35 protein-coding genes are annotated in these 25,600 nt (G+C 62.9%); 14 read left to right on the top strand and 21 right to left on the bottom strand.

All coding sequences use genetic code 11. The features are described from left to right. Positions 1–14: 14 nt before the first annotated feature. On the bottom strand, positions 15–1,145 hold the full coding sequence (locus ACYU8T_RS00745) for a M14 family metallopeptidase (RefSeq protein WP_461158206.1): 1,131 nt from the start codon (positions 1,143–1,145) through the stop codon (positions 15–17). Beyond that, positions 1,142–1,738 carry a hypothetical protein gene (locus ACYU8T_RS00740; RefSeq protein ID WP_461158205.1) on the bottom strand — a complete coding sequence of 199 codons (597 nt, stop codon included), beginning with the start codon at positions 1,736–1,738 and terminating at the stop codon, positions 1,142–1,144. Before ACYU8T_RS00740 ends, ACYU8T_RS00745 begins: the two co-directional genes overlap by 4 nt. A 200-nt stretch (positions 1,739–1,938) precedes the next feature. Between ACYU8T_RS00740 and ykgO the strand changes: the two genes are divergently transcribed. Both ykgO and ACYU8T_RS00730 read left to right on the top strand, forming a co-directional pair. Next, entirely contained in the window at positions 1,939–2,064 is a 126-nt protein-coding gene (ykgO, locus tag ACYU8T_RS00735) for a type B 50S ribosomal protein L36 (RefSeq protein ID WP_004210176.1), read from the top strand. Between the two features lie 51 nt (positions 2,065–2,115). Then, positions 2,116–2,757 (top strand): HAD family hydrolase, encoded by a 642-nt coding sequence (locus tag ACYU8T_RS00730; RefSeq protein ID WP_461158204.1) that lies wholly within the window; start codon positions 2,116–2,118, stop codon positions 2,755–2,757. Here ACYU8T_RS00730 and pyk read toward each other — a convergent pair. Further along, the gene (pyk, locus tag ACYU8T_RS00725) at positions 2,741–4,192 is read right to left on the bottom strand and encodes a pyruvate kinase (RefSeq protein WP_461158203.1); all 1,452 of its coding nucleotides are present in this window, start codon (positions 4,190–4,192) and stop codon (positions 2,741–2,743) included. The genes ACYU8T_RS00730 and pyk overlap by 17 nt on opposite strands. A 119-nt stretch (positions 4,193–4,311) precedes the next feature. Between pyk and ACYU8T_RS00720 the strand changes: the two genes are divergently transcribed. After that, complete coding sequence (locus ACYU8T_RS00720; protein WP_461159713.1) at positions 4,312–4,599, top strand: DUF1244 domain-containing protein; 288 nt, start codon at positions 4,312–4,314, stop codon at positions 4,597–4,599. 45 nt (positions 4,600–4,644) lie between these two features. Continuing rightward, positions 4,645–4,887 (top strand): DUF2312 domain-containing protein, encoded by a 243-nt coding sequence (locus ACYU8T_RS00715; protein ID WP_461158202.1) that lies wholly within the window; start codon positions 4,645–4,647, stop codon positions 4,885–4,887. Between the two features lie 7 nt (positions 4,888–4,894). Here ACYU8T_RS00715 and ACYU8T_RS00710 read toward each other — a convergent pair whose 3' ends face one another. Next, positions 4,895–5,539 (bottom strand): hypothetical protein, encoded by a 645-nt coding sequence (locus ACYU8T_RS00710; protein ID WP_461158201.1) that lies wholly within the window; start codon positions 5,537–5,539, stop codon positions 4,895–4,897. A gap of 63 nt (positions 5,540–5,602) precedes the next feature. Here ACYU8T_RS00710 and ACYU8T_RS00705 point away from each other — a divergent pair, with 63 nt between their 5' ends. The 3 genes from ACYU8T_RS00705 to ruvC all read left to right on the top strand — a co-directional run bounded on the left by ACYU8T_RS00705 (position 5,603) and on the right by ruvC (position 7,313). After that, complete coding sequence (locus tag ACYU8T_RS00705; RefSeq protein ID WP_174525906.1) at positions 5,603–5,929, top strand: heavy metal-binding domain-containing protein; 327 nt, start codon at positions 5,603–5,605, stop codon at positions 5,927–5,929. Positions 5,930–5,995: 66 nt separating this feature from the next. Continuing rightward, entirely contained in the window at positions 5,996–6,739 is a 744-nt protein-coding gene (locus ACYU8T_RS00700; protein WP_201515039.1) for a YebC/PmpR family DNA-binding transcriptional regulator, read from the top strand. Positions 6,740–6,821: 82 nt separating this feature from the next. Further along, positions 6,822–7,313 carry a crossover junction endodeoxyribonuclease RuvC gene (gene ruvC / locus ACYU8T_RS00695; protein ID WP_461158200.1) on the top strand — a complete coding sequence of 164 codons (492 nt, stop codon included), beginning with the start codon at positions 6,822–6,824 and terminating at the stop codon, positions 7,311–7,313. Positions 7,314–7,353: 40 nt separating this feature from the next. Here ruvC and ACYU8T_RS00690 read toward each other — a convergent pair whose 3' ends face one another. Then, positions 7,354–7,632 (bottom strand): DUF2218 domain-containing protein, encoded by a 279-nt coding sequence (locus ACYU8T_RS00690; protein ID WP_461158199.1) that lies wholly within the window; start codon positions 7,630–7,632, stop codon positions 7,354–7,356. Positions 7,633–7,635: 3 nt separating this feature from the next. Next, a complete protein-coding gene (locus ACYU8T_RS00685) occupies positions 7,636–8,211 on the bottom strand; it encodes a PadR family transcriptional regulator (protein ID WP_461159712.1) in 576 nt (191 codons plus the stop codon). On the opposite strand from ACYU8T_RS00685, the gene ACYU8T_RS00680 reads away from it, so the two are divergent. Then, positions 8,155–8,301: a hypothetical protein gene (locus ACYU8T_RS00680; protein ID WP_461159816.1), complete on the top strand. Its 147-nt coding sequence runs from the start codon at positions 8,155–8,157 to the stop codon at positions 8,299–8,301. The two genes, ACYU8T_RS00685 and ACYU8T_RS00680, sit on opposite strands and share 57 nt — an antisense overlap. A 117-nt stretch (positions 8,302–8,418) precedes the next feature. On the opposite strand, the gene grpE is transcribed toward ACYU8T_RS00680, so the two are convergent. The 3 genes from grpE to ACYU8T_RS00665 are packed head-to-tail and all read right to left on the bottom strand — an operon-like array spanning position 8,419 to position 10,581. Further along, positions 8,419–8,973, bottom strand: coding sequence for a nucleotide exchange factor GrpE (gene grpE, locus ACYU8T_RS00675; protein ID WP_461158198.1), 555 nt, complete (start codon positions 8,971–8,973; stop codon positions 8,419–8,421). Next, entirely contained in the window at positions 8,970–10,013 is a 1,044-nt protein-coding gene (hrcA, locus tag ACYU8T_RS00670; RefSeq protein WP_461158197.1) for a heat-inducible transcriptional repressor HrcA, read from the bottom strand. Before hrcA ends, grpE begins: the two co-directional genes overlap by 4 nt. Before the next feature lie 58 nt (positions 10,014–10,071). Beyond that, complete coding sequence (locus tag ACYU8T_RS00665; RefSeq protein ID WP_461158196.1) at positions 10,072–10,581, bottom strand: DUF6438 domain-containing protein; 510 nt, start codon at positions 10,579–10,581, stop codon at positions 10,072–10,074. A 230-nt stretch (positions 10,582–10,811) separates the two neighbouring features. Between ACYU8T_RS00665 and rph the strand changes: the two genes are divergently transcribed. Both rph and rdgB read left to right on the top strand, forming a co-directional pair. After that, positions 10,812–11,528, top strand: a complete 717-nt coding sequence (gene rph / locus ACYU8T_RS00660; protein ID WP_097090926.1) for a ribonuclease PH — start codon at positions 10,812–10,814, stop codon at positions 11,526–11,528. A 96-nt stretch (positions 11,529–11,624) separates the two neighbouring features. Further along, positions 11,625–12,254, top strand: a complete 630-nt coding sequence (gene rdgB / locus ACYU8T_RS00655) for an RdgB/HAM1 family non-canonical purine NTP pyrophosphatase (protein WP_461158195.1) — start codon at positions 11,625–11,627, stop codon at positions 12,252–12,254. A gap of 20 nt (positions 12,255–12,274) precedes the next feature. Here the strand turns inward: rdgB and ACYU8T_RS00650 are convergent, their stop codons facing one another. Continuing rightward, positions 12,275–12,883 (bottom strand): CAP domain-containing protein, encoded by a 609-nt coding sequence (locus tag ACYU8T_RS00650; protein WP_461159711.1) that lies wholly within the window; start codon positions 12,881–12,883, stop codon positions 12,275–12,277. Positions 12,884–12,935: 52 nt separating this feature from the next. Here ACYU8T_RS00650 and hemW point away from each other — a divergent pair, with 52 nt between their 5' ends. Then, the gene (gene hemW / locus ACYU8T_RS00645; protein WP_461158194.1) at positions 12,936–14,111 is read left to right on the top strand and encodes a radical SAM family heme chaperone HemW; all 1,176 of its coding nucleotides are present in this window, start codon (positions 12,936–12,938) and stop codon (positions 14,109–14,111) included. Between the two features lie 194 nt (positions 14,112–14,305). On the opposite strand, the gene grxD is transcribed toward hemW, so the two are convergent. From grxD to ACYU8T_RS00605, 8 genes are all read right to left on the bottom strand, one after another. Beyond that, positions 14,306–14,638 (bottom strand): Grx4 family monothiol glutaredoxin, encoded by a 333-nt coding sequence (gene grxD / locus ACYU8T_RS00640; RefSeq protein ID WP_097090924.1) that lies wholly within the window; start codon positions 14,636–14,638, stop codon positions 14,306–14,308. Positions 14,639–14,700: 62 nt separating this feature from the next. Continuing rightward, positions 14,701–14,934 (bottom strand): BolA/IbaG family iron-sulfur metabolism protein, encoded by a 234-nt coding sequence (locus tag ACYU8T_RS00635; RefSeq protein ID WP_097090923.1) that lies wholly within the window; start codon positions 14,932–14,934, stop codon positions 14,701–14,703. 18 nt (positions 14,935–14,952) lie between these two features. After that, positions 14,953–15,276, bottom strand: a complete 324-nt coding sequence (locus tag ACYU8T_RS00630; RefSeq protein WP_097090922.1) for a DUF1476 domain-containing protein — start codon at positions 15,274–15,276, stop codon at positions 14,953–14,955. Between the two features lie 57 nt (positions 15,277–15,333). Beyond that, positions 15,334–15,927 (bottom strand): 3-isopropylmalate dehydratase small subunit, encoded by a 594-nt coding sequence (gene leuD, locus ACYU8T_RS00625; RefSeq protein ID WP_097090921.1) that lies wholly within the window; start codon positions 15,925–15,927, stop codon positions 15,334–15,336. 109 nt (positions 15,928–16,036) lie between these two features. Continuing rightward, entirely contained in the window at positions 16,037–17,491 is a 1,455-nt protein-coding gene (gene leuC / locus ACYU8T_RS00620) for a 3-isopropylmalate dehydratase large subunit (protein ID WP_461158193.1), read from the bottom strand. A gap of 94 nt (positions 17,492–17,585) precedes the next feature. Further along, positions 17,586–18,272 (bottom strand): glutathione S-transferase family protein, encoded by a 687-nt coding sequence (locus ACYU8T_RS00615; RefSeq protein ID WP_097090919.1) that lies wholly within the window; start codon positions 18,270–18,272, stop codon positions 17,586–17,588. 128 nt (positions 18,273–18,400) lie between these two features. Then, positions 18,401–18,553, bottom strand: coding sequence for a hypothetical protein (locus ACYU8T_RS00610; protein WP_176502165.1), 153 nt, complete (start codon positions 18,551–18,553; stop codon positions 18,401–18,403). A gap of 20 nt (positions 18,554–18,573) precedes the next feature. Next, positions 18,574–20,166, bottom strand: coding sequence for an isocitrate lyase (locus tag ACYU8T_RS00605; RefSeq protein WP_097090918.1), 1,593 nt, complete (start codon positions 20,164–20,166; stop codon positions 18,574–18,576). 141 nt (positions 20,167–20,307) lie between these two features. Between ACYU8T_RS00605 and ACYU8T_RS00600 the strand changes: the two genes are divergently transcribed. Further along, on the top strand, positions 20,308–21,708 hold the full coding sequence (locus ACYU8T_RS00600; protein ID WP_461158192.1) for a helix-turn-helix domain-containing protein: 1,401 nt from the start codon (positions 20,308–20,310) through the stop codon (positions 21,706–21,708). A 134-nt stretch (positions 21,709–21,842) separates the two neighbouring features. On the opposite strand, the gene ACYU8T_RS00595 is transcribed toward ACYU8T_RS00600, so the two are convergent. From ACYU8T_RS00595 to ACYU8T_RS00585, 3 genes are read right to left on the bottom strand one after another with little or no spacing between them, the layout of a single operon-like run. After that, on the bottom strand, positions 21,843–22,250 hold the full coding sequence (locus ACYU8T_RS00595) for a hypothetical protein (protein WP_461158191.1): 408 nt from the start codon (positions 22,248–22,250) through the stop codon (positions 21,843–21,845). A gap of 26 nt (positions 22,251–22,276) precedes the next feature. Beyond that, complete coding sequence (locus ACYU8T_RS00590) at positions 22,277–22,480, bottom strand: hypothetical protein (RefSeq protein ID WP_097090915.1); 204 nt, start codon at positions 22,478–22,480, stop codon at positions 22,277–22,279. A 58-nt stretch (positions 22,481–22,538) separates the two neighbouring features. After that, entirely contained in the window at positions 22,539–23,477 is a 939-nt protein-coding gene (locus tag ACYU8T_RS00585; protein ID WP_461158190.1) for a right-handed parallel beta-helix repeat-containing protein, read from the bottom strand. A 216-nt stretch (positions 23,478–23,693) separates the two neighbouring features. Here ACYU8T_RS00585 and ACYU8T_RS00580 point away from each other — a divergent pair, with 216 nt between their 5' ends. Continuing rightward, the gene (locus tag ACYU8T_RS00580; protein WP_255254685.1) at positions 23,694–25,145 is read left to right on the top strand and encodes an ABC transporter substrate-binding protein; all 1,452 of its coding nucleotides are present in this window, start codon (positions 23,694–23,696) and stop codon (positions 25,143–25,145) included. A 31-nt stretch (positions 25,146–25,176) separates the two neighbouring features. Then, on the top strand, positions 25,177–25,599 hold the full coding sequence (locus ACYU8T_RS00575; protein WP_461158189.1) for a DUF4112 domain-containing protein: 423 nt from the start codon (positions 25,177–25,179) through the stop codon (positions 25,597–25,599). The last annotated feature ends 1 nt before the right edge of the window (position 25,600 follow it).

Below are 25,600 nucleotides of genomic sequence, written 5' to 3'. Positions count from 1 at the left end.
CCGCCCGGCGCGCCTCAAAGCTCCCCGATCATCTCCGCCAGCACCGCGAGGCAGTCCTTGGCCAGCTGCTTCGACCGCGCCGGGGACCAGCCAAATTCCGGATCGGGCAGATCGTCATTGTCCTTGAACGGCATTTCCAGCGTCATCGCGACCGCGCCGAAACGCTCAGCGACCTGGTTGGTCGACATGGTCAGATTGCCCTTGCCCGGCGCCGATGAAGGATAGCCACGCGCCGTCTGGAAATCGGGCGTTCGGGCGGCGAGCGTGTCGCGGAACCGATTATAGAGCATAAGCTGCCGCTCGCTGAGCGACGGGATGCCTTCGAATCCCGCCAGAAACACGGCGGCAATGGCTTCATCGCCATGCACGTCCATCGCGAAATCTACGCCGGTTCGGTCCATTTCCTGCCGGACAAGAAAGACCTCCGGACTACGCTCCATCGACGGCTCATGCCATTCGCGATTGAGGTTCACGCCCGCCGCATTGGTCCGCAAATGCCCCCGGCGGCTGCCGTCAGGGTTCATGTTGGGCACGATATGCAATGTCGCCCGCGCCCGGAGCAATCTGGCGACGGCGTCTTCCTCGTCGCAAAGCCGCTCAAGCGCGCCCTCCATCCACCACTCCGCCATCGTCTCGCCCGGATGTTGGCGGGCATAGAGCCAGATCTGCTTTGGCCCATCGCCCAGCGTCAGCAGGTCAAGCGGCTGCTTGTCGAGCGTCAGGCCCAATTCCCGATGCTCGACGCCGGGCTGACAGGCTGCCCAGGCGATCAGGTCATGATGCCGTTCCATCGAATAGGGCGCGAAATAGGCGACCCACAGCGCGTTGCGATCCGGCGAGAGATTGATCGTGAGGACGCCGTCGGCGTAGCTTGTATCCGCCTGCGTCCAGACCTCCCGATCCTCGCTGATGCGCGCCTTGTAGCCGGGCCAGCCATCCGGATAGGCGGATGTTCCGCCATTGACGATCGCCAGTTCCACCTCGCGCCCGGCAACGCCCGCGATGCGGAAGTGGAACCATTGGTAGAAGTCGCTCTGCCTGTCCTTGACGATTTCCAGTTCGGCCCGGACCCTGTCGCCAGTATCGACGATGGAGAGGACACGAATATTGCCGCTGTCGAAGGCATTGCTGATCGAGATGGTCATTTGACGGTTATAGTGCGCCCCGATTCCCCCGGATAGCCCCCGATCAACGCACTGGCGAGCTTTTGCGCGGCCATGCCGGGCTGCGCGGTCGGCGTGCCTTCCCGCGCCTGGGTGAAGGCACGCCCCTCCCAAATCGTGGTCGAATCAGATCGCCTGCGGATCTGCACCTGCAACTCCGTCGTCACCATATCCTTGGGCGGTCCGGACAGGTTGATACCGATGCCGACGCCCAGTCCCGAATAGCCGCCGCTGCCGACCCCGCCGCCCACACCGACGCTGACCGGCCTGCCGTCATTGCCGTAGCCAGCGGGGCGGAACGAGCGCCGGAAGCCGACCGACGCGACATATTCACTGCGCGTACCGGCGGGCACGGCACTGAATCCGGCGCGCTGCAATTCCTGCTCCACCGCAGCAGCATAAGTGCGAAATTCCAACCCGGCGTCGGGATTTGCATGCATTTCCTCTACCGCCACCGTGCCACTCTGCGCCGGATTGCCGACATGAAAGCGCGTCACCTCTACCGGCGGCACAGCCGTCGCGCACCCGGCGAGCGAGAGGGCGAGAAATGAGGGCAGGATCATCTGCTTCATCATGCTAATCTCCGACAAAGATGCGGTGGTCCATAGAGAATGCAGCACCGTGCTTACCATCAACGCGTGAAGCCATGTCTTTGCTGCACATGGCGTGAACAGGTCAAAAGTAGCGCTGGCCGCCCTTGACTTTCAGCCGCCCCACCCATAGGGGCTGCGCTTCGATTTTCCGATCACGCAAGATTCTTAAAAGGCTGGCTTCCATGAAGATCCGCAACTCGCTCAAGTCGCTCAAGGGCCGTCACCGGGACAACCGCGTGATCCGCCGTCGCGGCCGCACCTATGTCATCAACAAGACCAATCGCCGCTTCAAGGCTCGCCAGGGCTAATCAAAGCATCGCGAGGAAAAGTGGGAACCGGTTTTCCGCTTAAGCGATGCGATGGTTAAAGCGTGCGAGCCGATCTCCGCCGTCATATTCGACGTCGGACAGGTTCTGTACCATTGGGAGCCCCGGCTCCTCTACGAGCGCCTGATCGACGATGATCGGGCGCTCGACGCGTTTCTGCGCGACATCGTGTCGATGGAGTGGCATTTCCAGCATGACATTGGCCGCCCCTTCGCGGAAACCAGCGCCGAACTGATCGCTCGCCATCCTGAGCATGAGGCGCTGATCCGCATCTGGGGTGAGCGTTTCATCGACAGCGTTCAGCCCGCCGTTGCTGGCATGGCGCAACTGGTCGGCGAGTTGCACGCACAAGGCATCGCTCTATACGGCCTCACCAATTTCAGCGCGGAATTCTGGGAACCGTTCCACGCGCGAGAGGCGGAATTCTTCGCGCATTTCCGTGACATTCTGGTCTCCGGCGCCGAAGGGCTGGTGAAGCCTGACCCTGCCATATACCGGCTGGCGCTCAGTCGATTTGGCCTAAGCGCCGGAGAAACATTCTTCATCGACGATCGCGAAGAAAATGTCGCGGCGGCGCAGGCGCTGGGCATTTGCAGCCACCTGTTCCAGGACGCAGCGACCTTGCGCCGCGCCCTTGTGGCCCACCGCCTGCTGGACGCTATTCCCGCCCTCTAAGCTCGTCACCCCGAATCGTTGCGACATGCAGCACGTTCGTCGATCCCGGCGTGCCGAACGGTACTCCCGCCAGCACGACGATCTTGCCGCCCTTCTGCGTCATGTCGTGCCGCAAGGCCATGCGCCGAGCCTTGCCCACCATCTCCTCGAAATTGCCGATATCCTTTGTGCGCACCGCATGCACGCCCCAGGTGAGGCCGAGCTTGCGCGCCGTATCGAGCCGCGGCGTCAGCGCCAGGATCGGCGTCAATGGCCGTTCACGCGCCACCCGGCGCACCGTGCTGCCCGACAAGGTGAAGCATGTGATCGCGCTCGCCCCCACGACCGAGACGATGCTCCCCGCCCCTTCGGCCAGCGCGTCGGCGGTGGTGGCATCGGGCTTGGTTTCGGTAAAGTGCAGCCGCGCAAAATAGCCGGGGTCGCGCTCGACGCTGTGCGCGATGCTGTCCATCATCGCCACCGCCTCTTCCGGCCAGTCGCCCGCCGCCGTTTCCGCAGACAGCATGATGGCGTCGGCACCGTCATAGACGGCAGTGGCGACGTCCGACACTTCGGCGCGGGTGGGCGTCGGCGCCTTGATCATCGATTCGAGCATCTGCGTCGCGACCACGACCGGCCGCCCCATGCGCCGCGCCGTCGCCACGATCTGCTTTTGCAGCGGCGGCACGGCCTGGGGCGGCAGTTCGACGCCCAGATCGCCGCGCGCGACCATCACGCCATCGGCGAGCTCCAATATCTCCTCCAGGCGCTGGACCGCCGCAGGCTTCTCGATCTTCGCCATCAGCGCGCCGTGTCCGCCCATCAGCTTGCGCGCTTCCGCAAGGTCCTCCGGGCGCTGCACGAAGCTCAATGCAATCCAGTCGCAACCCTGCTCCACAGCAAAGCTGAGGTCGCGCCGGTCCTTCTCCGTCAAGGCCGGGACGGGCACGACCACGTCGGGAACGTTCACCCCCTTGCGGTTGGAAAGGGTGCCGCCCACTTCAACGACCGTGTCGATCCGCTCGTCGGATACTTTCTTCACCCGCAGCACCAACTTGCCATCATCGAGCAGCAGCCGGGTTTCAGGCACCAGCGCCGCATAGATTTCCGGATGCGGCAGGTTCACGCGCCGCGCGTCGCCCGGCTTTTCATCACGGTCGAGTATGAAGGACGCGCCTACCTCCAAAACAGCCAGACCGCTCTTGAAGGTGCCCACCCGCAGCTTGGGTCCCTGCAAGTCGCCCAATATCGTGGTCGGCCGCCCAAATTCCTTTTCAAGGCTGCGGATGATAGCGATACGGGCCGCATGATCCTCATGCGCGCCATGACTCATGTTGATGCGGAAAGCGTCTGCCCCTGCAACAAACAGCGCGCGGATCACCTCCGGCGTGTCGCTCGCGGGTCCTAGGGTCGCGAGGATACGGACCTTGCGCGAACGGGGCGGCAGTTTCGTCATTCCCAAAAAGCTCCTGGCAGTGATGGTCAGCCCTCGGCTTGCCAGGGCGCCGTTTTCGATTATCCCTACTGCACGACAGGATGATGTAGATCAGCGAAAGGATCGCCGTGGCCGACAATATGCTCAACGACGCGGTGGCTGCAACCGCCTTCCGCCGCCTGATCGCGCATTTGCAGCACAGGACCGACGTTCAGAACATTGATTTGATGGGGACGGCGGGCTTCTGCCGCAACTGCCTTGCCGACTGGATCGCCGAAGCGGACGGCAATCTCGGCAAGGAGCAAGCGCGCGAAATCATCCACGGCATGCCCTTTTCCGAATGGAAACAGCGCCACCAGAGCGATGCGACGCCGGAACAGATCGCAAAGATGCAGGAGAGTGTGGCGAAGAACGCCGACAATCATTAGGAGCGTCCGCCAACCCGATTCACATTCTACCGGAGACATATTCATATGAGCGAGGGCAACGTCGCCGCCGATCAGCTACGCCTCTTTATCGAACGCATCGAGCGTCTGGAGGAGGAGAAGAAGGGTATTGGCGACGATATCAAGGACGTTTATCTAGAAGCCAAGGCCAACGGTTACGATTCCAAGATCATGCGCCAAATCGTGCGCCTGCGCAAAATGCCGCAGCATGATCGGCAGGAGATGGAGGCTATTCTCCAAACCTACCTCGCTGCTCTTGGTATGGAGTAATTTTTATCTAAGGTTCGTCAGGTGCCCGGCGCGCTCGTTCATATAATGCGATAGTGTCGGGATCGCCTGTATTCAATTTTTCGATAAAGTCTTTTGCCTCGACATTGAAGGCCTTCAACTGTCCAAGCGTCGCCTCCATCACCATGGCAACGTTAGTCAGGAACCAGTTAAATCCGGTTTGCGCCGCGTCCAAATCCTCTAGAGAAACGGAAAGATCTTCTAGGCTTTTGGGGTGGGTAATGCGGTTACGCAGCCTGATCGCACTCCGAAGCTTACTCCAAGCGGCATCAGAAAAATCGATCTCTAAGCCTGGGCACAACTCTTCAGCAGTTCTTGTAGCTAATCGGATCATGGCTGTTGTGGCCACAAACCGCTGTTGCTCTTTGATCTTACCCTCCTCACTCACGTGGACCGACATCTCCGAGAATGCCAGCTCGAGTTTGGATGTCGACATGCCAAGGCTTTGCGCAACAGATAGAACGTGTGCCCGGTAGATCCACACAGCGCCCTCGATGGCAGAAATAATCGCTCTTAGAGCGTTGCGGTGATCAGAGCCCCTCTTTGACTGGTCAGCTTGATCAAGAGCATATTGTACATCCATCGCCAAGGTAGCGAGGAAGCTCCGTTCTGTTGCAGACTGTTCCTGATCCATAGTTTTTCTTTAAAGAGCATTCTCAGGATAGGATAGCGGTTAGCTTGACATAGGAGACGCAGCATGTCCGAGATCATCGTCAGCACCACCAGTCGTCTGGAAGGGCGTCCGGCGAAGGAATATCTCGGCATCGTCACCGGAGAGGTGATCGTTGGCGCCAATCTTTTCCGCGACCTGTTCGCCAGCGTGCGCGACATTGTCGGCGGGCGTTCGGGCGCTTATGAGGATGTGCTCCAACGGGCGCGTGAACAGGCGATTGGCGAAATGCGGATGCGGGCAGCGACGCTGGGCGCGAATGCGGTCGTCGGCGTCGACCTCGACTATGAAGTGCTGGGCTCCAACGGGTCGATGCTGATGGTGTCGGCATCAGGCACCGCGATCCTCGTCTAGTTGCGCTCGGGCGGGACGCTCGCTAGAGAGCGCGCTTCGGATCACAGACAAGTTTAGGAGCAGGCCGTGGCCGGCCATAGCAAATTCAAGAACATCATGCATCGCAAGGGCGCGCAGGACAAAAAGCGCTCCTCGATGTTCTCCAAGCTCAGCCGCGAAATCACCGTGGCCGCGAAGATGGGCATGCCAGACCCGGACATGAACCCCCGCCTCCGCCTCGCCGTCAACGCGGCCAAGGCGCAGTCCATGCCCAAGGACAATATCCAGCGCGCGATCGACAAGGCGATCGGCGGCGACATGGAAAATTATGAAGAGATCCGCTACGAGGGCTATGGCCCCGGCGGCGTGGCCATCATCGTCGAGGCGCTGACCGACAACCGCAACCGTACGGCGACCAATGTCCGCACCGCCTTCTCGAAGAATGGCGGCAACCTTGGTGCGTCGGGCGCGGTCAGCCATGGCTTCGACCGCATGGGCCTCATCACCTATCCCGCCAGCGCGGGCGACGCCGACGCTATCTTCGAAGCCGCTCTGGAAGCAGGCGCGGATGACGTGTCGTCCAACGAAGATGAGCATGAAATCTGGACCGCCATGGACGCGCTGCACGAAGTCGCCAAGGCGCTCGAAGCCAAGCTCGGTCCCGCAGAAGGCGCAAAGCTCGCCTGGAAGCCGCAGACCACCGTCGAAGTCGACGAGAGCAACGCCGCCACGCTCATGAAGCTGGTGGACACGCTGGAAGATGATGACGACGTCCAAACCGTCTGGGGCAATTATGAAGTGTCTGACGAGGTGATGGAGAAGCTGGGTTAGTGCAGGCCGATGAGCCGATCCCCTTCAGGTCAAACGAGGCATGTGACTTGTTTGGGCTGAGGTGCGGCTTGAATGCCATCCCATGATCATCCTCGGCCTGGACCCCGGCCTTGGCACCACCGGCTGGGGCCTTATCGCTGCTGACGGTAATCGCCTCACGCACATCGGCAACGGTCAGATCAAGACCGCGTCCGAAATGCCCTTGGCGAGCCGCCTATTGGCGCTCGACCTCGCACTCGCCGACCTCATCCTCGAACATCAGCCCAATGGCGCTGCGGTCGAGGAGGTGTTCGTCAATGTGAACCCGCAATCGACGCTGAAACTGGGTCAAGCACGGGGCGTCGTGCTGCTGGCCGCGTCGCGATCGGGCATGGAAGTGGGCGAATATGCCGCCCGGCTCGTCAAAAAATCGGTCGTCGGCGTCGGCAACGCGTCCAAGGAGCAGGTTCATGCCATGGTCTCACGGCTTCTGCCGGGCGCGAAGATAGCGGGACCGGACGCTTCGGACGCGCTCGCCGTCGCTATAACGCACGCCCATCATCTCGCCAGCGCCCGCCGTATTCCACGCGGTTGAGTGAACAAAATCCGCCGTCAGACCGAAATAACTGACGCCGTTAATGCCAGTCGAAGCTCAGCGGCGCTTCCCGGAAGGCGAAGCGGTCAAGATGCTCGGCCACGACCTGCTTGAAGCGGTCGACGTCAGCGCCCTCCGTGGGTTCGATGGTCACGATCAGCGTCTCTTCACCAGCCGCCATGCGGATCGGGCCCATCGGAAAGGCGATCATGCCTCGATCGGCACCGAAGTCCGTTTCAAACTTGTGGCTCCAATGCTTGCAAAGCTGCTGGAGATAGCGGCTGCCGTTTTTTGTCGGCACATTGGCGGTCAGGGTCATGGGTCAGAGCCTTTCAATCTTGCTGGCCGCTTCGTCGATCAGTGCGGCGACGTCTAACATGGTTTGGGAATCGGCCCCTTCCCTTTCAAGCCGCCCGCGTACCGCCATGGAGAGGTTGTGCATCGCCCGGCGGATGGGCGCGCCATCGACGCGTTCCGCGCGCTGAGCAAGTGATGCCAGCCGCCCCATCGCCTCTTCGACGGCAGAGGCTTGCTCGGCCAGACGATCTGTCCCGGCTTCCGTGATCTCGAACAGCTTGCGGCCGGAACCGCCTGGCTGTTCAGCGATGAGCCCCATGTCGGCAAGTAAGGTCAGCGTCGGATAAACGACGCCGGGGCTTGGCGCATAGGCTTGACCGGACAGGCTTTCGATCTTCCGGATAAGGTCATAGCCATAGCGCGGCCCCTGCGCGATCAACTTCAAGAGGATAAGTTGCAGCGCATCGTTGGTGAACAACCGCCTCCGCCCCCCACCGCCATGGCCCCCGCCCATCGGACCCCTGCCAGATCGGCCGCCCTGCCCATGAGCAGAACCGCCACCGAAGCCTCCTGGGCCGAAGAAATGGCTGCGACCGTGCAGCAGGTGCCTGCCTTTGTGAAAATGATGATGATGCGAGTGCGTCTCTATAAACTGTTCCATGATGCATCCAGATATATCTTAAATCTGTAAGGCGTCAAGAGTTGAGATATATCTTATCTGCTCTCCCCCATAATTTCTCCCGTGGGTACGAAAAAACCCGCCGGAACAAGCCCGACGGGTTTATCGCATTGTGATCAACAGGGCCGATCAGTCGGGCTTTTTAGCGACACTCACCAAAGCCGGACGCAGCAGGCGATCGCGGATCGTATATCCAGCCTGCATTTCCACCAGTACGGTGCCAGGCTCGGCATCGTCGGATGGCACTTCCATCATCGCCTGATGCTTGTTGGGATCGAGCGGCTGTCCGACGGACACCAGCTTCTCAATGCCGTTGCGGCCGAAGACGCTCTCCAGCTCACGACCAGTCGCTTCGAGGCCAGCCACCAGCCCCTTGAACTTTTCATCCTCGCGTAGATCGGCCGGAATGGCCTGCAACGCGCGGCCGAGATTGTCCGCGACGGACAGCATGTCGCGCGCGAAGGACGTCGCCGCATAAGCGCGCGTATCGGCCAGTTCCTTTTCCAGCCGCCGCCGCACATTCTGCGTCTCGGCATGGGCGTACAGGGCATCCTGCTTCGCTGCGGCCAATTCGCCCTCCAGCGCTGCCAAACGTTCTGCCGCAGCATCCCCTGCGGGCGCCGCATCCTCGGGCAGGTCGTCAACGACTTCGGTATTTTCCATATTCAGCTTGTCTTCGCTCATCTCATCAATCTCGATAACGTCTGCGCGGTGAAGTCCACCATGGGGATCACCCGCGCATAGTTCAAGCGCGTCGGCCCGATCACGCCGACCACGCCAACGACACGGCCGTCAACGCCCCGGTAGGGCGCGGCTATGACCGAAGAACCGGACAGGGAAAAGAGCTTGTTTTCCGAGCCGATGAAGATTTTGGTCGCGCTGCCCGCCAGCGCGCTTTCCAGCAGGCGCGAAATTTCCTGCTTGCCTTCAAGCTGCTCCAGCAACTGCCGCACGCGCTCCAGGTCAGCCGCCGTGCCGTCGTCCAGCAGGTGCGCCTGCCCCCGCACGATCAACACCGGGCGATCATCGGCATCCTGCGACCAGACGGCGATGCCCCGCGCCACCAGTTCGCGAGCGGCTCCCTGCAACGCGGTCCGTTCGCCCTCCATTTCCCGCTGAAGAGCATCGCCCGCTTCCCGAAGTGTCATGCCGGAAAAGCGCGCCGACATGAAATTCGCCGCCTCGCTGAGCATACCGGGCGTCACGCCCGCAGGCATGTCCAGCACGCGATTTTCGACCGAGCCATCCTGCCCGACCAACACCGCCAGCGCCTGCCGGTCATTCAGCGGAACAAAGCCGAATTGCCGCATCACTGGTTCCCGCTTGGGCACCATGACGATGCCCGCGCAAGCCGAAAGCCCCGATAACGCAGCGGTGGCGGCGGACAAGGCTTCCTCGATCGGGCCGCCTTCGGCGACGCCCGCCTCGATCGCGCGACGTTCCTCGGGCGACGGCTCGGCCGCCTGCATCATGCCGTCGATGAAGAGCCGCAAGCCGGTTTCGGTGGGCATCCGCCCAGCCGAGGTATGTGGCGCGGCGAGCAGCCCCAACTCCTCCAGATCCTGCATCACGTTGCGGATGGACGCGGGCGACAGGCTGAGCGAGGCGATCTTGCTGATGGTACGCGAGCCCACAGGCAGGCCGGTGCCGAGATAACTCTCAACCACCAGGCGGAAAACGTCGCGCGCCCGCTCATTCAATTCGGTAACCGGTGTGACCGCCATGCGCCCCTATCTAGGGGAGCAACTGGCCGCACTCAAGCCGGGCCAGGGCCGATCGACCCTAGCGAACGGCGGAGGGCTTCACCATGGCGTCGATGTCGAGCATGCGGGGAATGGCGGCGATGGTTGCCCGCAGCTTCCCATAATTGGGGTCCATGCACCCCGACTGGAACTCCAGCCGCGTGGCTGGCCGCTCCTCCCTCGTCCATTCGATGGTGTAGCCCGGCATGTCTGTCGCAAAGCGCATGCAATTCTCGCCATGGGAAATGCGCTTTACCGTCCCCGCCGGCGGCCGGAACTGCGCAAGCGCGGCACGGAAGCGGCGATATTGCGCGGGCGTGACGGTGAAACGCGTGGCGCCGGGGACAGTCGTGAACCGCTCGGGCTCCAGCAGCCCCGATCCGTCAGGCGTCACTTGCAGGCTGTAGCTCGGGCAGACGCCGAAGCAGGGCCCCGCCGAAAAACGGATCGTGTCACCGGCGGCCACAGGCTTCTCCAATTCGGGCCGCTCTGCCGCACAGCCCGCCGTCAGGGCCGCGCCCGCGAAAATCATCATCCAACGCAATTGCATGGGGTGCTTCCTAGCATTTTTCTGGCCGATCGCCACTGGCATGACGGCACGCCCCGCGCAGTTATTTCGTCATCGCATCGCTTTTCTTGCTAAAAAAACCGGTTCCCACTTTTTCGCGCAATGCGCGCAGTTATTTGAGTGCCGCATCGCTTTTTTCGAAAAACCGGTTCCCACTTTTTCGCGCGATGCTCTAAGCCCCTCGCCGACTGAACCCTTCGGAGAAAAATATCATGCGTCCTTCCGGCCGCGCGCCAGACCAGATGCGCGCCATTACCATGGAGCCCGGCTTCACCATTCATGCCGAGGGCAGCTGCCTCGTCAGCTTCGGCGACACGCGGGTGCTCTGCACCGCTTCGGTGGAAGAGAAGGTGCCGCCTTTCTTGCGGGGCAAGGGTTCGGGCTGGGTGACGGCGGAATATGGCATGCTGCCCCGCGCCACGCACACGCGCGGCAGCCGTGAAGCGGCGAAGGGCAAGCAGTCTGGCCGCACGCAGGAGATTCAGCGGCTGATCGGCCGGTCGCTGCGCACCGTGGTCGACCTCAAAAAGCTGGGCGAGCGGCAGATCGTCGTGGATTGCGACGTCATCCAGGCCGATGGCGGCACCCGTACCGCCGCCATTTCCGGCAGCTGGGTCGCGCTGCGCATCGCCATCGACAAGCTGCTGGCGTCTGGCGCACTGACGGAAGACCCGATCATTCAGAAGGTCGCCGCGATCAGCTGCGGCATCTATGAGGGCACGCCGGTGCTCGACCTCGACTATGCCGAGGACAGCAATGCCGAAACGGACGCGAACCTCATCCTGACCGGCGACGGCAAATTTGCCGAAGTGCAGGCGACCGCCGAGGGCGCGGCCTATGACGAGGAAGAGCTGCTGCGCCTGCTGCGCCTCGCACGGATCGGCTGCGCGCAGATTTTCGCCGCGCAGGACAAGGCGACAGGACGATAAGGTCTTTCACCCGTTCGCTTCGGGTGTTTCGAGAAATGCTATCTATGCACTGCGCGCTTCTCGACTATGCTCGGAGCGAACGGGGAGGATGACTTGATGAGCGACGATTTCGGACAGGAACAGGCGATCCGCAAGCTGGGGCCGGGCAAGCTGGTGATCGCCAGTCACAACCCTGGCAAAGTGCGGGAGATCGGCGACCTGCTGGCACCGTTCGGGATCGAAACGGTGTCGGCGGGGGAGCTGGACCTGCCCGAGCCCGACGAAACGGGCACGACCTTTATCGCCAACGCGGAACTGAAGGCGCTTCAGGCAGCGGACCTGTCGGGACTGCCCGCTCTGGCTGATGACAGCGGGCTATGCGTTGAAGCGTTGAATGGCGATCCGGGCATCTTTTCCGCGCGTTGGGGCGGTGAGACGAAGGACTTCGGCATCGCGATGCAGCGCGTTTGGCAGGCGATCGAAGCCAAGGGACCCGATGCCGGGCACGGCGCGCACTTCATCTGTGCGCTGGCGCTCGCCTGGCCTGATGGGCATGTCGAAGCGTTCGAAGGGCGTGTGGACGGCATCATCAGCTGGCCGCCGCGCGGCAACAAGGGGTTCGGCTATGACCCGATCTTCCAGCCGCTAGGCCACGCGATCAGCTTTGGCGAGATGGACCCGCAGAAAAAACATGCTATGAGCCATCGCGCCGATGCCTTCGCGCAGCTCGTAGCGGCGGTTTTCTGAAGCATCGTGCGGTGTGGGCGTTATTCGCCTACGCCCGCAAATAGCGCGCCACGCGGATTTTCCTCAAGGTCCAGCGGCCCCTTGCCGAAACTGTTGCCTGCCGGAAAATAGCGGCAGACGAGATAGTCGTAATTCTGCCCCTCGGCGACGGCGCACCCAAGCTTGCGCGTGCCGCGCCAGATCATCTGCGTATAATGGCCGACATCCTCCCATCGGCCTGACATGCTGATATCCGGCAGCTTGCCAGCAGCGCGAAGCAGCCGCTTTTCCTCGAGGAACGCTCCGATCATGACGCCGTAGCCATAAAGACGGCGCGGCCCCATCCAGAGATTCTCGCCGCTGGGGATGGCGCGAGACGCTCGTGGAGAATGCTGGAACCGGTTGGTGACGGCCATCTCCCTGGCGTAGCGGGCGGCATCCTGCGCAAGCGCATTGTCCCAGGCGAGCGGCGCAAGGCCGAGCGTTGCGCGCTCTTCATTATGCATGCCAAGCACGACCTCGCGCAGGAGCATGTCCCCACGCTTCGCTTCTTCCATGCCATAATAAGCGGCGGGCATGACCCTCTCCGTCGGCGCGGCCCGGCCGGAAGGGGACGCCACCGCAGGAGCGGCAATCCCCACGCTCATCATCACCGCCATTGCTGGCCGTGCAGCACAAAGCCGTCTAAGAACGCCCCCACTCATGTCCCTGCCCCCTATCGATTCTGCGGCCCGCGCGCCTGAACCCATGGCCCTATATGTGCACTGGCCATTTTGCGTTTCGAAATGTCCCTACTGCGATTTTAACAGCCATGTTCGGGCCGAGATCGACAATGATGGCTGGCGCGCCGCGCTGCTGGACGATCTTGCCCATGAAGCGGAGTTGATTGGCGGACGGCCGCTGTCCTCGATCTTTTTCGGCGGAGGCACGCCATCGTTGATGCCGCCCCAAATCGTGTCGAGCATCATCGACGCTGCGGCCAGCCATTGGCAACCGACGCCCGACATGGAGATCACGCTGGAAGCCAACCCCAGTTCAGTGGAGGCAGCGCGCTTCGCGGACCTGGCCAGCGCTGGCGTCAACCGTGTGTCGCTGGGCGTGCAAGCGCTGGATGATCAGGCGCTGCATTTCCTCGGCCGTGCCCATGATGTCGACGAAGCGCTGGCGGCACTGGATGTCGCGCAGTCGGTATTCGGCCGGGTGAATCTGGACCTCATCTATGCCCGGCCAGACCAAAGCGAGGCGGACTGGGAAGCGGAGCTGGAGCGCGCCCTTACCTTCGGCACCGATCATATGTCGCTCTATCAGTTGACGATCGAGCCCGGCACGCGGTTTGCTACATTGGTGGCGCAGGGCAAGCTGACGCCCGCTGATCCAGACCATGCCGCCACTCTCTACGAGCAGACGCAGGCGATGACGGCGGCCGCTGGACTGCCCGCCTATGAAATCAGCAACCATGCCAAGCCGGGTCAGGAAAGCCGCCATAATCTGACCTATTGGCGTTACGGCACCTATGCGGGGGTCGGTCCCGGCGCACATGGACGGCGCGGGGGCATGGCGACGCTCAGGCACAAGAAACCAGAAAACTGGATGGGCGCGGTACAGCGCAACGGCCACGGGCTTCAAAGCGAGGACATGCTGACGCCAGAAGATCGCGGGCGTGAGGCACTGCTGATGGGATTGCGGCTGGCCGAAGGTGTCGACCTTGAACGCATATCGGCACTGTCGACCCTGCCGATCGAGCAGTTGATTGATGAGGCGGCGGTGGCGCGGCTTGCGCAGCACAGTCTGATCGAGCGGCAGGGCGAGCATTTGAGGATCACGCCAGCGGCCATGCTGCTGCTAGACGCAATCCTGCCGGAAATCGTGAAAGTTTAGGACAGCATGTTTCTATTCCGGGTCCTCAACCCGTTCGGGCTAAGCTTGTCGAAGCCCGTCTTAAGCGCCTGCTGCAAGTGTCAGTCGAAAGAGCCGTCCTCTTGCTAAAAGAAGTGATGTCCTTCGACAGGCTCCGGGTAAACGGCCCTGAGCATATCCGATCCAAAGCGTGAAGCTCTGAACGACAATCCTGATCAGTTAGCTGCAGCGACCCCTTGGTCGGCCATCAGCTGCTGAAGCTCGCCAGCCTCGTACATTTCCATCATGATGTCGCTGCCGCCGACAAATTCACCCTTCACATAAAGCTGCGGGATCGTCGGCCAGTCCGAAAATGCCTTGATGCCCTGCCGCACCAGCTGGTCCTGCAGTACGTCGACCGATTCATAGGCAACGCCCAGATGATCGAGGATGGCAATTGCACGGCTGGAAAAACCACATTGGGGGAACAGCGGCGTACCCTTCATGAAGAGAACCACATCGTTGCTGTTCACAATATCGGCGATCCGTTGATGCACGGCGTCGGTCATGGGTTGGTCCAGTCCTGTCGGGCGCCGCAATCACTGGCGGCGCGCATGATAAATGATAGCGGTTAGTTGGGAACGGCAGTGGTCAGTTGCAAGGCGTGGAGCACCCCGCCCATGCGGCCGCCAAGCGCGGCATAGACGGCGCGCTGCTGCGCGACCCGGCTCATGCCGCGAAAGCTTTCGGCCACGACTCGCGCCGCGTAATGATCGCCATCACCGGCAAGGTCGGTGATTTCGACCTCAGCGTCCGGAATGGCCGCCCGGATCATATCCGCAATGTCTTCGGCAGCCATCGGCATGGCAAGCGTCCGTTCTGCTTACTGGGCTTCGATGAAGTGGCGGCGCGCGATCACCTGCTGCTCTTCCAGAGCAGAGCGAACGCCCGCCTCGTCAATGTCGAGACCAGCCTGCGTCATGTCGCCGACCAGCTTGCGGATGACATCCTCGTCACCTGCTTCCTCGAAATCGGCCTGGACCACGGCCTTGGCATAGGCGTCGGTTTCTTCCGGCGTCAGGCCCATCTTGGCTGCGGCCCATTCGCCGAGCAGCCGGTTCCGCCGCGCCTGGATGCGGAACTGCATCTCCTGGTCACGAGCGTACATATTTTCAAAGGCCTTTTCGCGATCATCGAAAGTGGTCATGCCTATGCCTTGTAAAAAGAAGCTGAAGTCTCAATCCAGATAGGAAAGTCGGGCCGCTTACGCAACGGCGGGAACAAGCCAGGGCCGTGCCCCCGCGTCCTTCGCCTCGAACTGGCTGATCGTGTCGGCCTGTCCCAGCGTCAATCCGATCTCGTCCAACCCGCCGAGCAGGCAGTGCTTGCGGAATGGATCGATCTCGAACTGAAAGCGGTCCTGGAACTGGGTCGTCACGGTCTGATGTTCCAGATCGACGTGGATAGGGTCGGTCTTCGCGACCTCCATCAGCCGGTCGATCGCTTCCTGGGGCAGGACGACCGTCAGAATGCCGTTCTTGAAGGCGTTGCCCGAAAAAATGTCGGAGAAGCTGGGCGCGATCACGACCTTGATGCCAAGGTCGGCAAGCGCCCAGGCGGCATGTTCGCGGCTGGAGCCACAGCCGAAATTGTCGCCAGCGATCAGGATCGGACTGCCCGCATATTCCGGGTCGTCGAAGACGTTACCCGGTTCCTTGCGCAGCACCTCGAACGCGCCCTTCCCCAGGCCCGCACGCGAAATGGTCTTCAGCCAATGCGCCGGGATGACGATGTCGGTATCGACATTCTTCATCCCGAACGGATAGGCCCTGCCCTCGACGATATTCAGCTTGTCCATCAATGCGCCCGCTTGGTCTCCAGGGAGCGGCTGTCTTCCGCCCGCCCGAGGGTCGCCGCCATGGCGGCACTGGCCAGCGCGCCAAGCGCCAGCACCCAGAATACCTTCTTCATGCGACCACCTCTCCCTGCTTTTCTTTCAGTAGTTCCCGGACGTCGGTCAAATGGCCGGTGATGGCCGCCGCCGCCGCCATTTCAGGCGAAACGAGATGCGTCCGCGATCCCGGACCCTGACGGCCCATGAAGTTGCGGTTGCTGGTGGATGCGCAGCGTTCTCCGGCAGGAACCTTGTCCGGATTCATGCCCAGGCACGCCGAGCAACCCGGCTCGCGCCATTCAAAGCCCGCCTCGGTGAAGACGCGGTCCAGCCCTTCGGCTTCCGCCTGCTGCTTGACGAGGCCGGAGCCGGGAACGACCAGCGCCTGCTTGATGCGTTCCGCGATATGGCGGCCCTTGAGCAGAGCGGCAGCTGCGCGGAGATCCTCGATCCGGCTGTTGGTGCAACTGCCGATGAAGATATGCTCGACCGTCACATCTTCCATCCGCTGCCCGGCAGTCAGGCCCATATAATCGAGGGACTTTTGCGCGGCGGCGCGCTTGGACGCGTCGGCGAAGCTTTCCGGATCGGGAACCACGCCCGTCACCGGCACGACGTCCTCGGGGCTGGTTCCCCAGGTGACGTTGGGCACGATATCAGCGGCATCGATGACCACCGTCTTGTCAAACTGCGCGCCTTCGTCGGTGGCCAGCGTCTTCCAATAAGCGACGGCGGCATCCCAATCGACGCCCTTGGGGGCCATCGGGCGATCCTTCAGGTAAGCGAAAGTCTTTTCGTCCGGCGCGAAGAGACCGGAGCGCGCGCCCGCCTCGATCGACATGTTGGCAACCGTCAGCCGCCCTTCGATCGACATGTCGCGGAAGACGGAGCCACGATATTCCATGACATAGCCGGTGCCGCCTGCCGTGCCGATCCGGCCACAGATGGCCAGCGCCACATCCTTGGGCGTTACGCCGAAGCCCAGTTCCCCCTCGACCACGACTTCCATCGTCTTCGATTGCTTCAGCAGCAGCGTCTGCGTGGCGAGCACATGCTCGACCTCCGACGTGCCGATGCCAAAGGCCAGCGCGCCCAGCGCACCGTGCGAGCTTGTATGGCTGTCGCCGCAGACCAGCGTCGTGCCCGGCAGGGTGAAGCCCTGCTCCGGCCCCACGACATGGACGATCCCCTGTTCCCGGTCAGCGTCGCCGATCAGGCGGACGCCGAACTCCGGCGCGTTCCGTTCCAGCGCGGCGAGCTGCTGCGCGCTTTCTGGATCGGCGATGGGAATGCGGTTGCCCTGCGCATCGCGGCGCGGCGTCGTGGGCAGATTGTGATCCGGCACCGCCAGCGTCAGGTCCGGGCGGCGCACCGGGCGGCCAGCCATGCGCAGACCTTCAAAAGCCTGCGGACTCGTCACCTCATGAACAAGGTGGCGGTCGATATAGATGAGGCAGGTTCCATCGGGACGGCGTTCAACGACATGAGCGTCCCAGATCTTTTCGTACAACGTGCGAGGATTGACCATGATATTTTCCCCCTAGACCCAGAGCGGGCGCGGCGAAAGGGGGCACGGACCAATATTTGCTGTTTCCCGGCCATGGCCTGCTTTGCGTCGGCAGTCAGGACGCACGATGATCCTCGATGATCCGGCCAGCGGCACCCACTTCCGCCTCATGGCCTTCCTCCCGCCAGGTCTCGGCTAGTGCGGCGGCTTCCCATTCGCGCATGGCGGGATGATTCAACATATGATCGACCCACCCGCGCGCCACAGGCCCGACATCAAGACCATAGGTCCGCACCCGGAACACGACCGGCGCGTAAAAGGCGTCGACCGCGCTGAACTCCGGGCCTGCGAGGAACGGCCCGCCGAAGCGCTTCAGCCCCTCCCCCCACAGTTCCGACAGCCGGGCTATGTCGCGGTTGAGGTGGGGCGAGGGCATGTCCATTTCCACGCGCACGCCCACATTCATCGGACATTCGTTGCGCAGCGTCGCAAAGCCGCTGTGCATTTCCGCGACGGCACATTGGGCGAAAGCGCGGGCAGCCTCACCCTGCGGCCAGACAGCCGGATGGCGATCGGCAAGATAGAGGGTGATGCCAAGCGAATCCCACAAGGTTCGCTCCCCGTCGATCAGCACGGGCACCTGTCCGGTGGGAGAGAAGGAGCGGAAGGCGGCATAGTTGGTGCTGTGCGCGAACGGCTCGATCCGATCATCGAACGGAATGGCGAGCGCCTTCATCAACACCCATGGACGCAGCGACCAGCTGGAATAATTCCGGTTCGCGGTGACGAGCGTATAGGGCATGGGGGCTCTCCCATCGGTTCAGACGCCTTCAGGATAAGCGTCTGCCAGTTTGGGCGAAAGCGCAAAGTCGGCAAAAGCCCGCCGCCGAGAGCCGTCGGCGGCGGGGCCCCTGTCACCGGCAAGGGCAATTAGCGCAAGCGGCCGAGCCGGTGATAGAGGTTCGCGAACTTCACCGAATCCGGCGTGTCCTTCACCTTCTGAAGATATTCCGCCACCGCGGTCCTCAGCAGCGAGAAATCCTCGGTCGAGAAAACCGCGCGGGATCTTGCAGGTTCAGTCATCTTCTTCCTCCTTTCCTAATTTAGGCAGCAAACTGGTTCATCGTGTTGTGCGCGCCGCCAGCCTTCAGCGCCGCCTCGCCAGCGAAATATTCCTTGTGATCGTCGCCGATGTCGCTGCCCGCCATATTCTGGTGCTTCACGCAGGCAATGCCTTCGCGGATTTCGCGGCGCTGGACGCCCTCGACATAGCCGAGCATCCCGGCCTCGCCGAAATAGTCCCGCGCCAGATTGTCGGTCGACAATGCAGCCGTGTGATAGGTCGGCAGCGTGATGAGGTGATGGAAGATGCCCGCCCGCGCCGCGGCGTCCTTCTGAAAGGTGCGGATCTTTTCATCAGCCTCGCGGCCAAGGTCGGTGGCGTCGTAATCCGCGCTCATCAACCGGGCGCGATCATAGGCGGACACATCCCTGCCCTCGGCCTGCCAGCGGTCGAACACCTGGCATCGGAAGTTCAGCGTCCAGTTGAAGCTGGGCGAATTGTTGTAGACCAGCTTGGCATTGGGAATGACCTCGCGGATGCGATCGACCATGGCGGCGATCTGCTCGACATGCGGCTTCTCGGTTTCGATCCACAGCAGGTCCGCGCCGTTCTGAAGCGAGGTGATGCAGTCCAGCACGACTCGATCCTCGCCGGTGCCGGAGCGGAACTGGAAGAGGTTGGAGGCGAGACGCTTGGGGCGCAGCAGCTTGCCGTCGCGGGCGATGACGACATCGCCGCGCAGGGTGGACGGGTCGGCGACCTCCTCGACATCAAGGAAGCTGTTATACTGGTCACCCAGGTCGCCGGGCTCGCGGCTGAAGGCGATCTGCTTGGTGAGGCCCGCGCCGAGCGAATCGGTACGGGCGACGATGATGCCGTCATCGACCCCCAATTCGAGGAACGCGTAGCGGCAGGCGCGGATCTTCGCGAGGAAGTCCTCGTGCGGAACCGTGACCTTGCCGTCCTGATGGCCGCACTGCTTTTCGTCCGAAACCTGATTCTCGATCTGGAGCGCGCAGGCCCCGGCCTCGATCATCTTCTTGGCGAGCAGATAGGTGGCCTCGGCATTGCCGAATCCGGCGTCGATGTCGGCAATGATCGGGACGATGTGAGTTTCGTGATTGTCGATCGCCGTGGTGAGGCGATGGACCTCAACCTCGTTGCCCGCCTCGCGCGCCTTGTCGAGGTCGCGGAACAGCATGCCAAGTTCGCGGGCGTCGGCCTGGCGCAGGAAGGTGTAGAGTTCCGCGATCAGCGCGGGAACGCTGGTCTTTTCGTGCATCGACTGGTCCGGGAGCGGGCCGAATTCGGAACGCAGCGCCGCGACCATCCAGCCCGACAGGTAGAGATATTTGCCCTTGGTTGTGCCGAAATGCTTTTTGATGCTGATCATCTTCTGCTGGCCGATGAAGCCGTGCCAGCAGCCTAGCGACTGGGTGTAGTTAGCGGGATCGGCATCATAGGCGGCCATGTCGCGGCGCATGATGGCGGCGGTGTGGCGGGCGATGTCGAGGCCGGTGGGGAAACGGTTCTGGAGGCGCATGCGGGCGACCGAGTCGGCGGCGATGCCGTTCCAGTTGGGTTCGTCGCTCAGGAGCGATGAGGCGCGGGTGATCTGTTGGGCGTAGGTCATGGAAATCCCCTGAATGAAGTAGCGAGTTGAACGCGTTTTGGGGGAAGGCGGGCCGGGCCGGGAGGGGTCGTGCGGTTCAGTTGTCGATCTTTACAAACTTCTTCTGTATAGTTGTAAGGTCTGCACAGGAGCCCCGCATTCATGGCCAAGGATCGTCCCGTCTATATGGGCCCGCGCTTGCGGCGGCTGCGGCGGGAGCTGGGGCTGACGCAGTCGGACATGGCGGCGGACCTCGAGATATCCGCATCCTATGTCGCGCTGCTGGAGCGCAACCAGCGGCCCCTGACCGCCGATATGCTGCTGCGGCTGGCGCGTACCTACCGGATGGACATGAGCGAACTGGCGGGAGACGGCGGCGCGGAGCAGACGGCCCGGCTGCAGGCGGTGCTGAAGGACCCGATGTTCGCGGACATCGACCTGCCCGCGCTCGCCATGCAGGATGTCGCGATCAACTATCCGGGGTTCAGCGAAGCGCTGCTGCGGCTGCATACCGCCTATCGGGAAGAGCAGCTGGCACTGGCGGACCGGAGCAGCGATCGCACGCAAGCAGCGGAGCAGGCCCCCGATCCTTCGGCCGATGCCCGCCGGTTCCTGGGCGCGCGGCGCAACAGCTTCCCGCCGCTCGACGATGCGGGCGAACGGCTGGCAGCGGATATCGAGCAGGCAGGCGGCACGGCAGCATGGCTCAAGAGCAAACATGGCCTGCGCATCCGCCGCCTGCCGCCTGACGTGATGGCGGGATCGATGCGCAGGCTGGACCGGCATCGCGACGCTGTGCTGGTCAATGACGCGCTGGACGGACCAAGCACCGCGTTCCAGCTGGCGCTGCAGATCGCCTATCTGGAAATGCGCGGCGAAATGGAAATGCTGCTGAAGGACGGGCAGTTTTCCAGCGCGAGCGGGCGGCAACTCGCGCGCCAGGGCATCGCCAATTATGGCGCGGCGGCCATCCTGATGCCCTATGGCAGCTTCGCCAAGGCAGTGGAGGCACGACGCTACGATGTCGAGGCGCTGGCCCGGCAGTTCGGGACGAGCTTTGAACAGACGGCGCACCGGCTGACCACCCTGCAGAAGCCGGGGCAGGAACGGGTGCCCTTCTTCTTCCTGCGCGTCGACAAGGCGGGCAATATCAGCAAGCGGCTGGACGGCGCGGGCTTTCCCTTTGCCCGACATGGCGGTTCATGCCCGCTCTGGTCGATCCATCATGTGTTCGAGCGTCCGGATGAAGTGGTGACGCAATGGCTGGAGCTGCCCGATGGACAGCGTTTCTTTTCGATTGCGCGCAGGGTCGCTGCTGGCGGTGGCGGCTGGGGCGCGCCGCGCGTCGAGCGGGCGATTGCGCTCGCCTGCGCCGCGGACCATGCCCATCGGCTGATCTACACGCAGGGAATGGGGCCGTCCGAGCCGACACCCATCGGGCTCACATGCCGCCTGTGCCACCGGAACCAGTGCATGGCGCGATCAGCGCCGCCGATCGGCCGTGAAATGCTGCCGGAGGATTTCCGCCGTGGCTATGCGCCGTTCGGCTTTGCGGATGGGTGAATATCAGCCCGTTTCCGTCGCTCCCGGACTTGATCCGGGTTCGACTGCCTGCAGCGTCCAGAAAAGCGAGACCCCGGATCAAGTCCGGGGTGACGATCACATCATGGTCGCGCACTGAGGCGCTGATGATCGCCTCAGCCAACCGCACGGGTCGGCGACGCCACCGCTTCGGCAGGTGTCGCGAGCCAGTCGAGGGCTTCCTGTTCGGTTGCGAAATAGCCGTAGCTGGTGATGACATTCTCCAACCGTTTGGTCTGCATGCGCAGCAGCATCGAAGGCGAGACGACCGCGATCCGGCCCGTTTCTGAATCCTTGTTAGAATAAGCGAGGCGGCCCAGCGCCTCGCTGACTTCCGCCGAGTGGATTTCCGTGCGGCTGTTGACGAGGGTATCACACAGGGGATCAGCGGTGCGCATGACATCGGCTATAGCGCGACCGAACTGATCGACCACATCCAGATTCCAGAAGCCGAAAGTGGAGATAAGCAGGAGGTTGCGATCGCTGTCATAGCGGACTTCGAAAAAGCCATCCAACTTGCGCATCTATCCCTCCTACTTCGAAGGGCTCGTCAGTCCCCCCGCAAATCCAACCAGGCAACCACATCATTGTCGGTGGCGATGAAAAGCCCGTCCTGAATCTCTTCGGGCTGTTGCTGCGCGATATGCACGGCTTCGCTTAACGGGCCGTAAAAAAGCGTCGTGGCGGCGCCGCCTTCTTCGCTGTCGCTCAAATGATAGAGGCGGACGGTGGCGGAATCATAGGTCGTGCGCATACCGCATTATCGGTTCCGGCCTGGCCGCGCGCAAGACGGCCGGTCAGCGGAGGGCCAGTCAGCGGCGATCCGTGACCTTGATGCCGCCCGCCAGCCGATTCGCGCCGATCTTCACCGGGTCAGCGGTGAAGTTGGCGACGAAGCTGCTGCCCCGTTGCAGTCCAGGCACGAAAGATGCGCTGTTGCCGGTGATCGAAAGGCCGCTGCTGTCATGTTCGCGCCCTTCGGGTGCGACGGTGATGAAGGCGCTGTGATTGTCCTTGTCCCGGCCCTGCACCATTTCATTGCCGCTGATCTCTCCGCTCGCGCCGTTGGAGAGGTCGATCATATAGTTGGTGAGATGGCCATGGCTGTCGTCGAAACTGTTGCCGGTGATGGTGACGCGCGCCGTGCGGGTTTTCAGATAATGGCCGCCATCGCCCTGGTCGAAGCGCGAGCGCGTGACCTTCAGGCTGCCATAACGGCCGATATAGATGCCATGGGCGCAATCCAGATCACGGTCGCACCGGCCAAGATGGCGGAAGGTGGATTTGTCGATGGTGACGCTGTTGCCCGGCGCATCGCCGCTCAATATGCCCTGTTCGCTGTTGCGGAACAGGCTGTTGGTGACGGTGAGGTTGCCGCTTTCCAGCCGGATGCCCGCGCCATTGCCGTCCGGCACGCGCAGATTCTGGAAGATGATGCCATCGATGCTGCTTGACCGGCCACGCAGCACCAGCGCCGCCTTGCCCTCGCACGGCACGCCGTCGAGAATGACGCTGCCCGGCGCCTGGGCGCGGAAGGCGACGTCGCCGCCCTGCTGCACCGCGCATTGGGCATAGGTGCCCGGCGCGATCAGGATCGTGCCCTTGCCATTGCCGATCGCCGCCACCGCATCCTTGAGCGCGCTGTAGCCGCGCCCGCTCTCCGCCACGGTAAAGGGCGTCGGCATCCCTTGCGCCAGGGCAGCGGCGCCAGCGGCGGCGGAAATGAGCAGGATCGTGGACAGGATACGCATATCCAAAGACATAAGCGCGGCAGGCAGAGCGGCCAATGCGGAGTCGTGGTTAACAAAATCCTGTTCCGGGACAGGTAAGATAAGGGCCGATCTTCCTACGCCGACGGGAACGGCGCGCGCCCGAGCCGCTTTAATGCATGTACATGCTTCAACTTCACCGCCATTGACCCTAAGCCAGTCATACGAATGACCGTGGCTGCTCCCCTGCTTCGATCCATGGCTGTCCTTCTGGGCACGGCCGCGATGATCGCGGGCTGCTCACAGGAGGCGAGCGGGCCCGTGACGGTGAGCGTGATCGGATCGCCCGCCGATTTTTCCAAGCCGCTCGAAAACCTGCCGGACCCCGGCGCGAAGCTGATGCTGGAGGCGACGGCGCAGGGACTGGTGGCCTTCGACGCGAGCGGCGAGATCTTGCCCGCGCTTGCCCAGCGGTGGATCGTCGAGGAGGATGGGCGAAGCTATATCTTTCGCCTGCGCCGTGCCGAATGGCCCGATGGGTCGAAGGTGACGGCGGGCGATGTCGCCCGGCTGCTGACCGCCCGGATCGATGCGTTGCGGCGGCTTGACCCCGATGGGCCGCTGGATGCGGTGGAGGCGGTCGTGCCGATGACCGGCGAGGTGATCGAAATCCGCCTGTCCCAGCCTCGGCCCTATTTGTTGCAGATGCTGGCGCAGCCGCAGATGGGCCTGTTGTCGCGCCAGGGCGGCACTGGCCCCTACCGGCGCGAAAAATGGGGCAAGGCGCTGATCCTGACGCCGGTCGACAGGGCAAGCAACGGCGAAGAGGGCGAGGAGGCGAAGGCGGCGGGCTGGGAAACGCGTATCCTGCGCGCGGAACGGGCGGCGCTGGCGATCATCCGCTTCCGTGAAGGCAGGGCAGAGGCGGTGCTGGGCGGGCGCTTCGCCGACCTTCCGCTGCTGGTGCCCGCAGGCGTGGACCGCGATGCCGTGCGGGTCGATCCGGTGCAGGGGCTGCTGGGCTTCGCGGTGACGGGCAAGGGCAAGCTGCTCGACGATGACGGCGTGCGGCGGGCGATCAACATGGCGATCGACCGCAGCCAGTTGCCGATCCTCTTCCCCTTGGGAGGGTGGGCGATCACCGAGCAGATCGTCCCCGCGCAGATGGACCTGCCCCGCATGCCGACGGCGCCGGATTGGCCGGGGCTGTCGCTGGATGACCGGCGCGCGGCGGCAAGCGCCGCCATCCGCCGCTGGCGCAGCGACAATGGCGATCCGCCGCCGCTGCGCGTGGCATTGCCCGAAGGACCGGGCGCAACCAGCCTGTTCGCGCTCATTCGCCATGATCTGGGGCTGATCGGCCTTGATGCCGAGCGGGTGGGGATGAAGGCGGACGCCGACCTGCGCTTGATCGATGAGGTCGCCGCCTATGACAGCGTTCTCTGGTATCTCGGCCGGGTGGGCTGCGCGCGGAAGGTGCATTGCTCGCAAGAGGCCCATGCGCAGTTGCAGGCGGCAAGTCTCGCGACCAGCGCCGCAGAGCGGATGGCGCGGGTGGCGCAGGCCGAGGCGCTGATGCAGGCGCATAACGGCTACATCGCGCTGGGCGCGCCTGTCCGCTGGTCGCTGGTCACGCGGCGGCTGACCGGTTTCATGCCATCGCCCCGTGCGCGGCATCCATTGAACCATCTGTTCCGCGGCACCAATTAGGCCGTGAGCCCAAGGACGAGGAGGATCAGCCATGGCGTTATCGCAGGATCAGTTCGACCGGATGGTGCGTGACATGCCGGGCTTTGGCCGCGATCCCGCGTCCGTGCGGCGGCGGATCGAGGCGATGGAAGCGATGCTGGAGGGGATGTTCGTCATCCCCGGCACGAACCGGCGCGTGGGGCTGGATAGCCTGGTCGGCCTGATCCCGGTGGTCGGCGACATCGCTACTGCGGCCATGGGTGCCTGGATCGTGTGGGAAGCGCGCAACCTCGCCATGCCGAAATGGCAGCTGACGCGGATGGCGGCCAATGTCGGGTTCGACACGCTGGTGGGCGCGATCCCCTTTGCGGGCGATGTGTTCGACTTTCTGTTCAAGTCCAACACCAAGAACCTGCGGATCATCCGCAAGCATCTGGACAAGCATCATCCTTCGACGGTGACGATCGACGCCTAGG

The organism is Sphingobium sp. TomMM35A, assembly GCF_054771735.1.
This window is presented reverse-complemented; position numbering and strand designations above follow the sequence as displayed.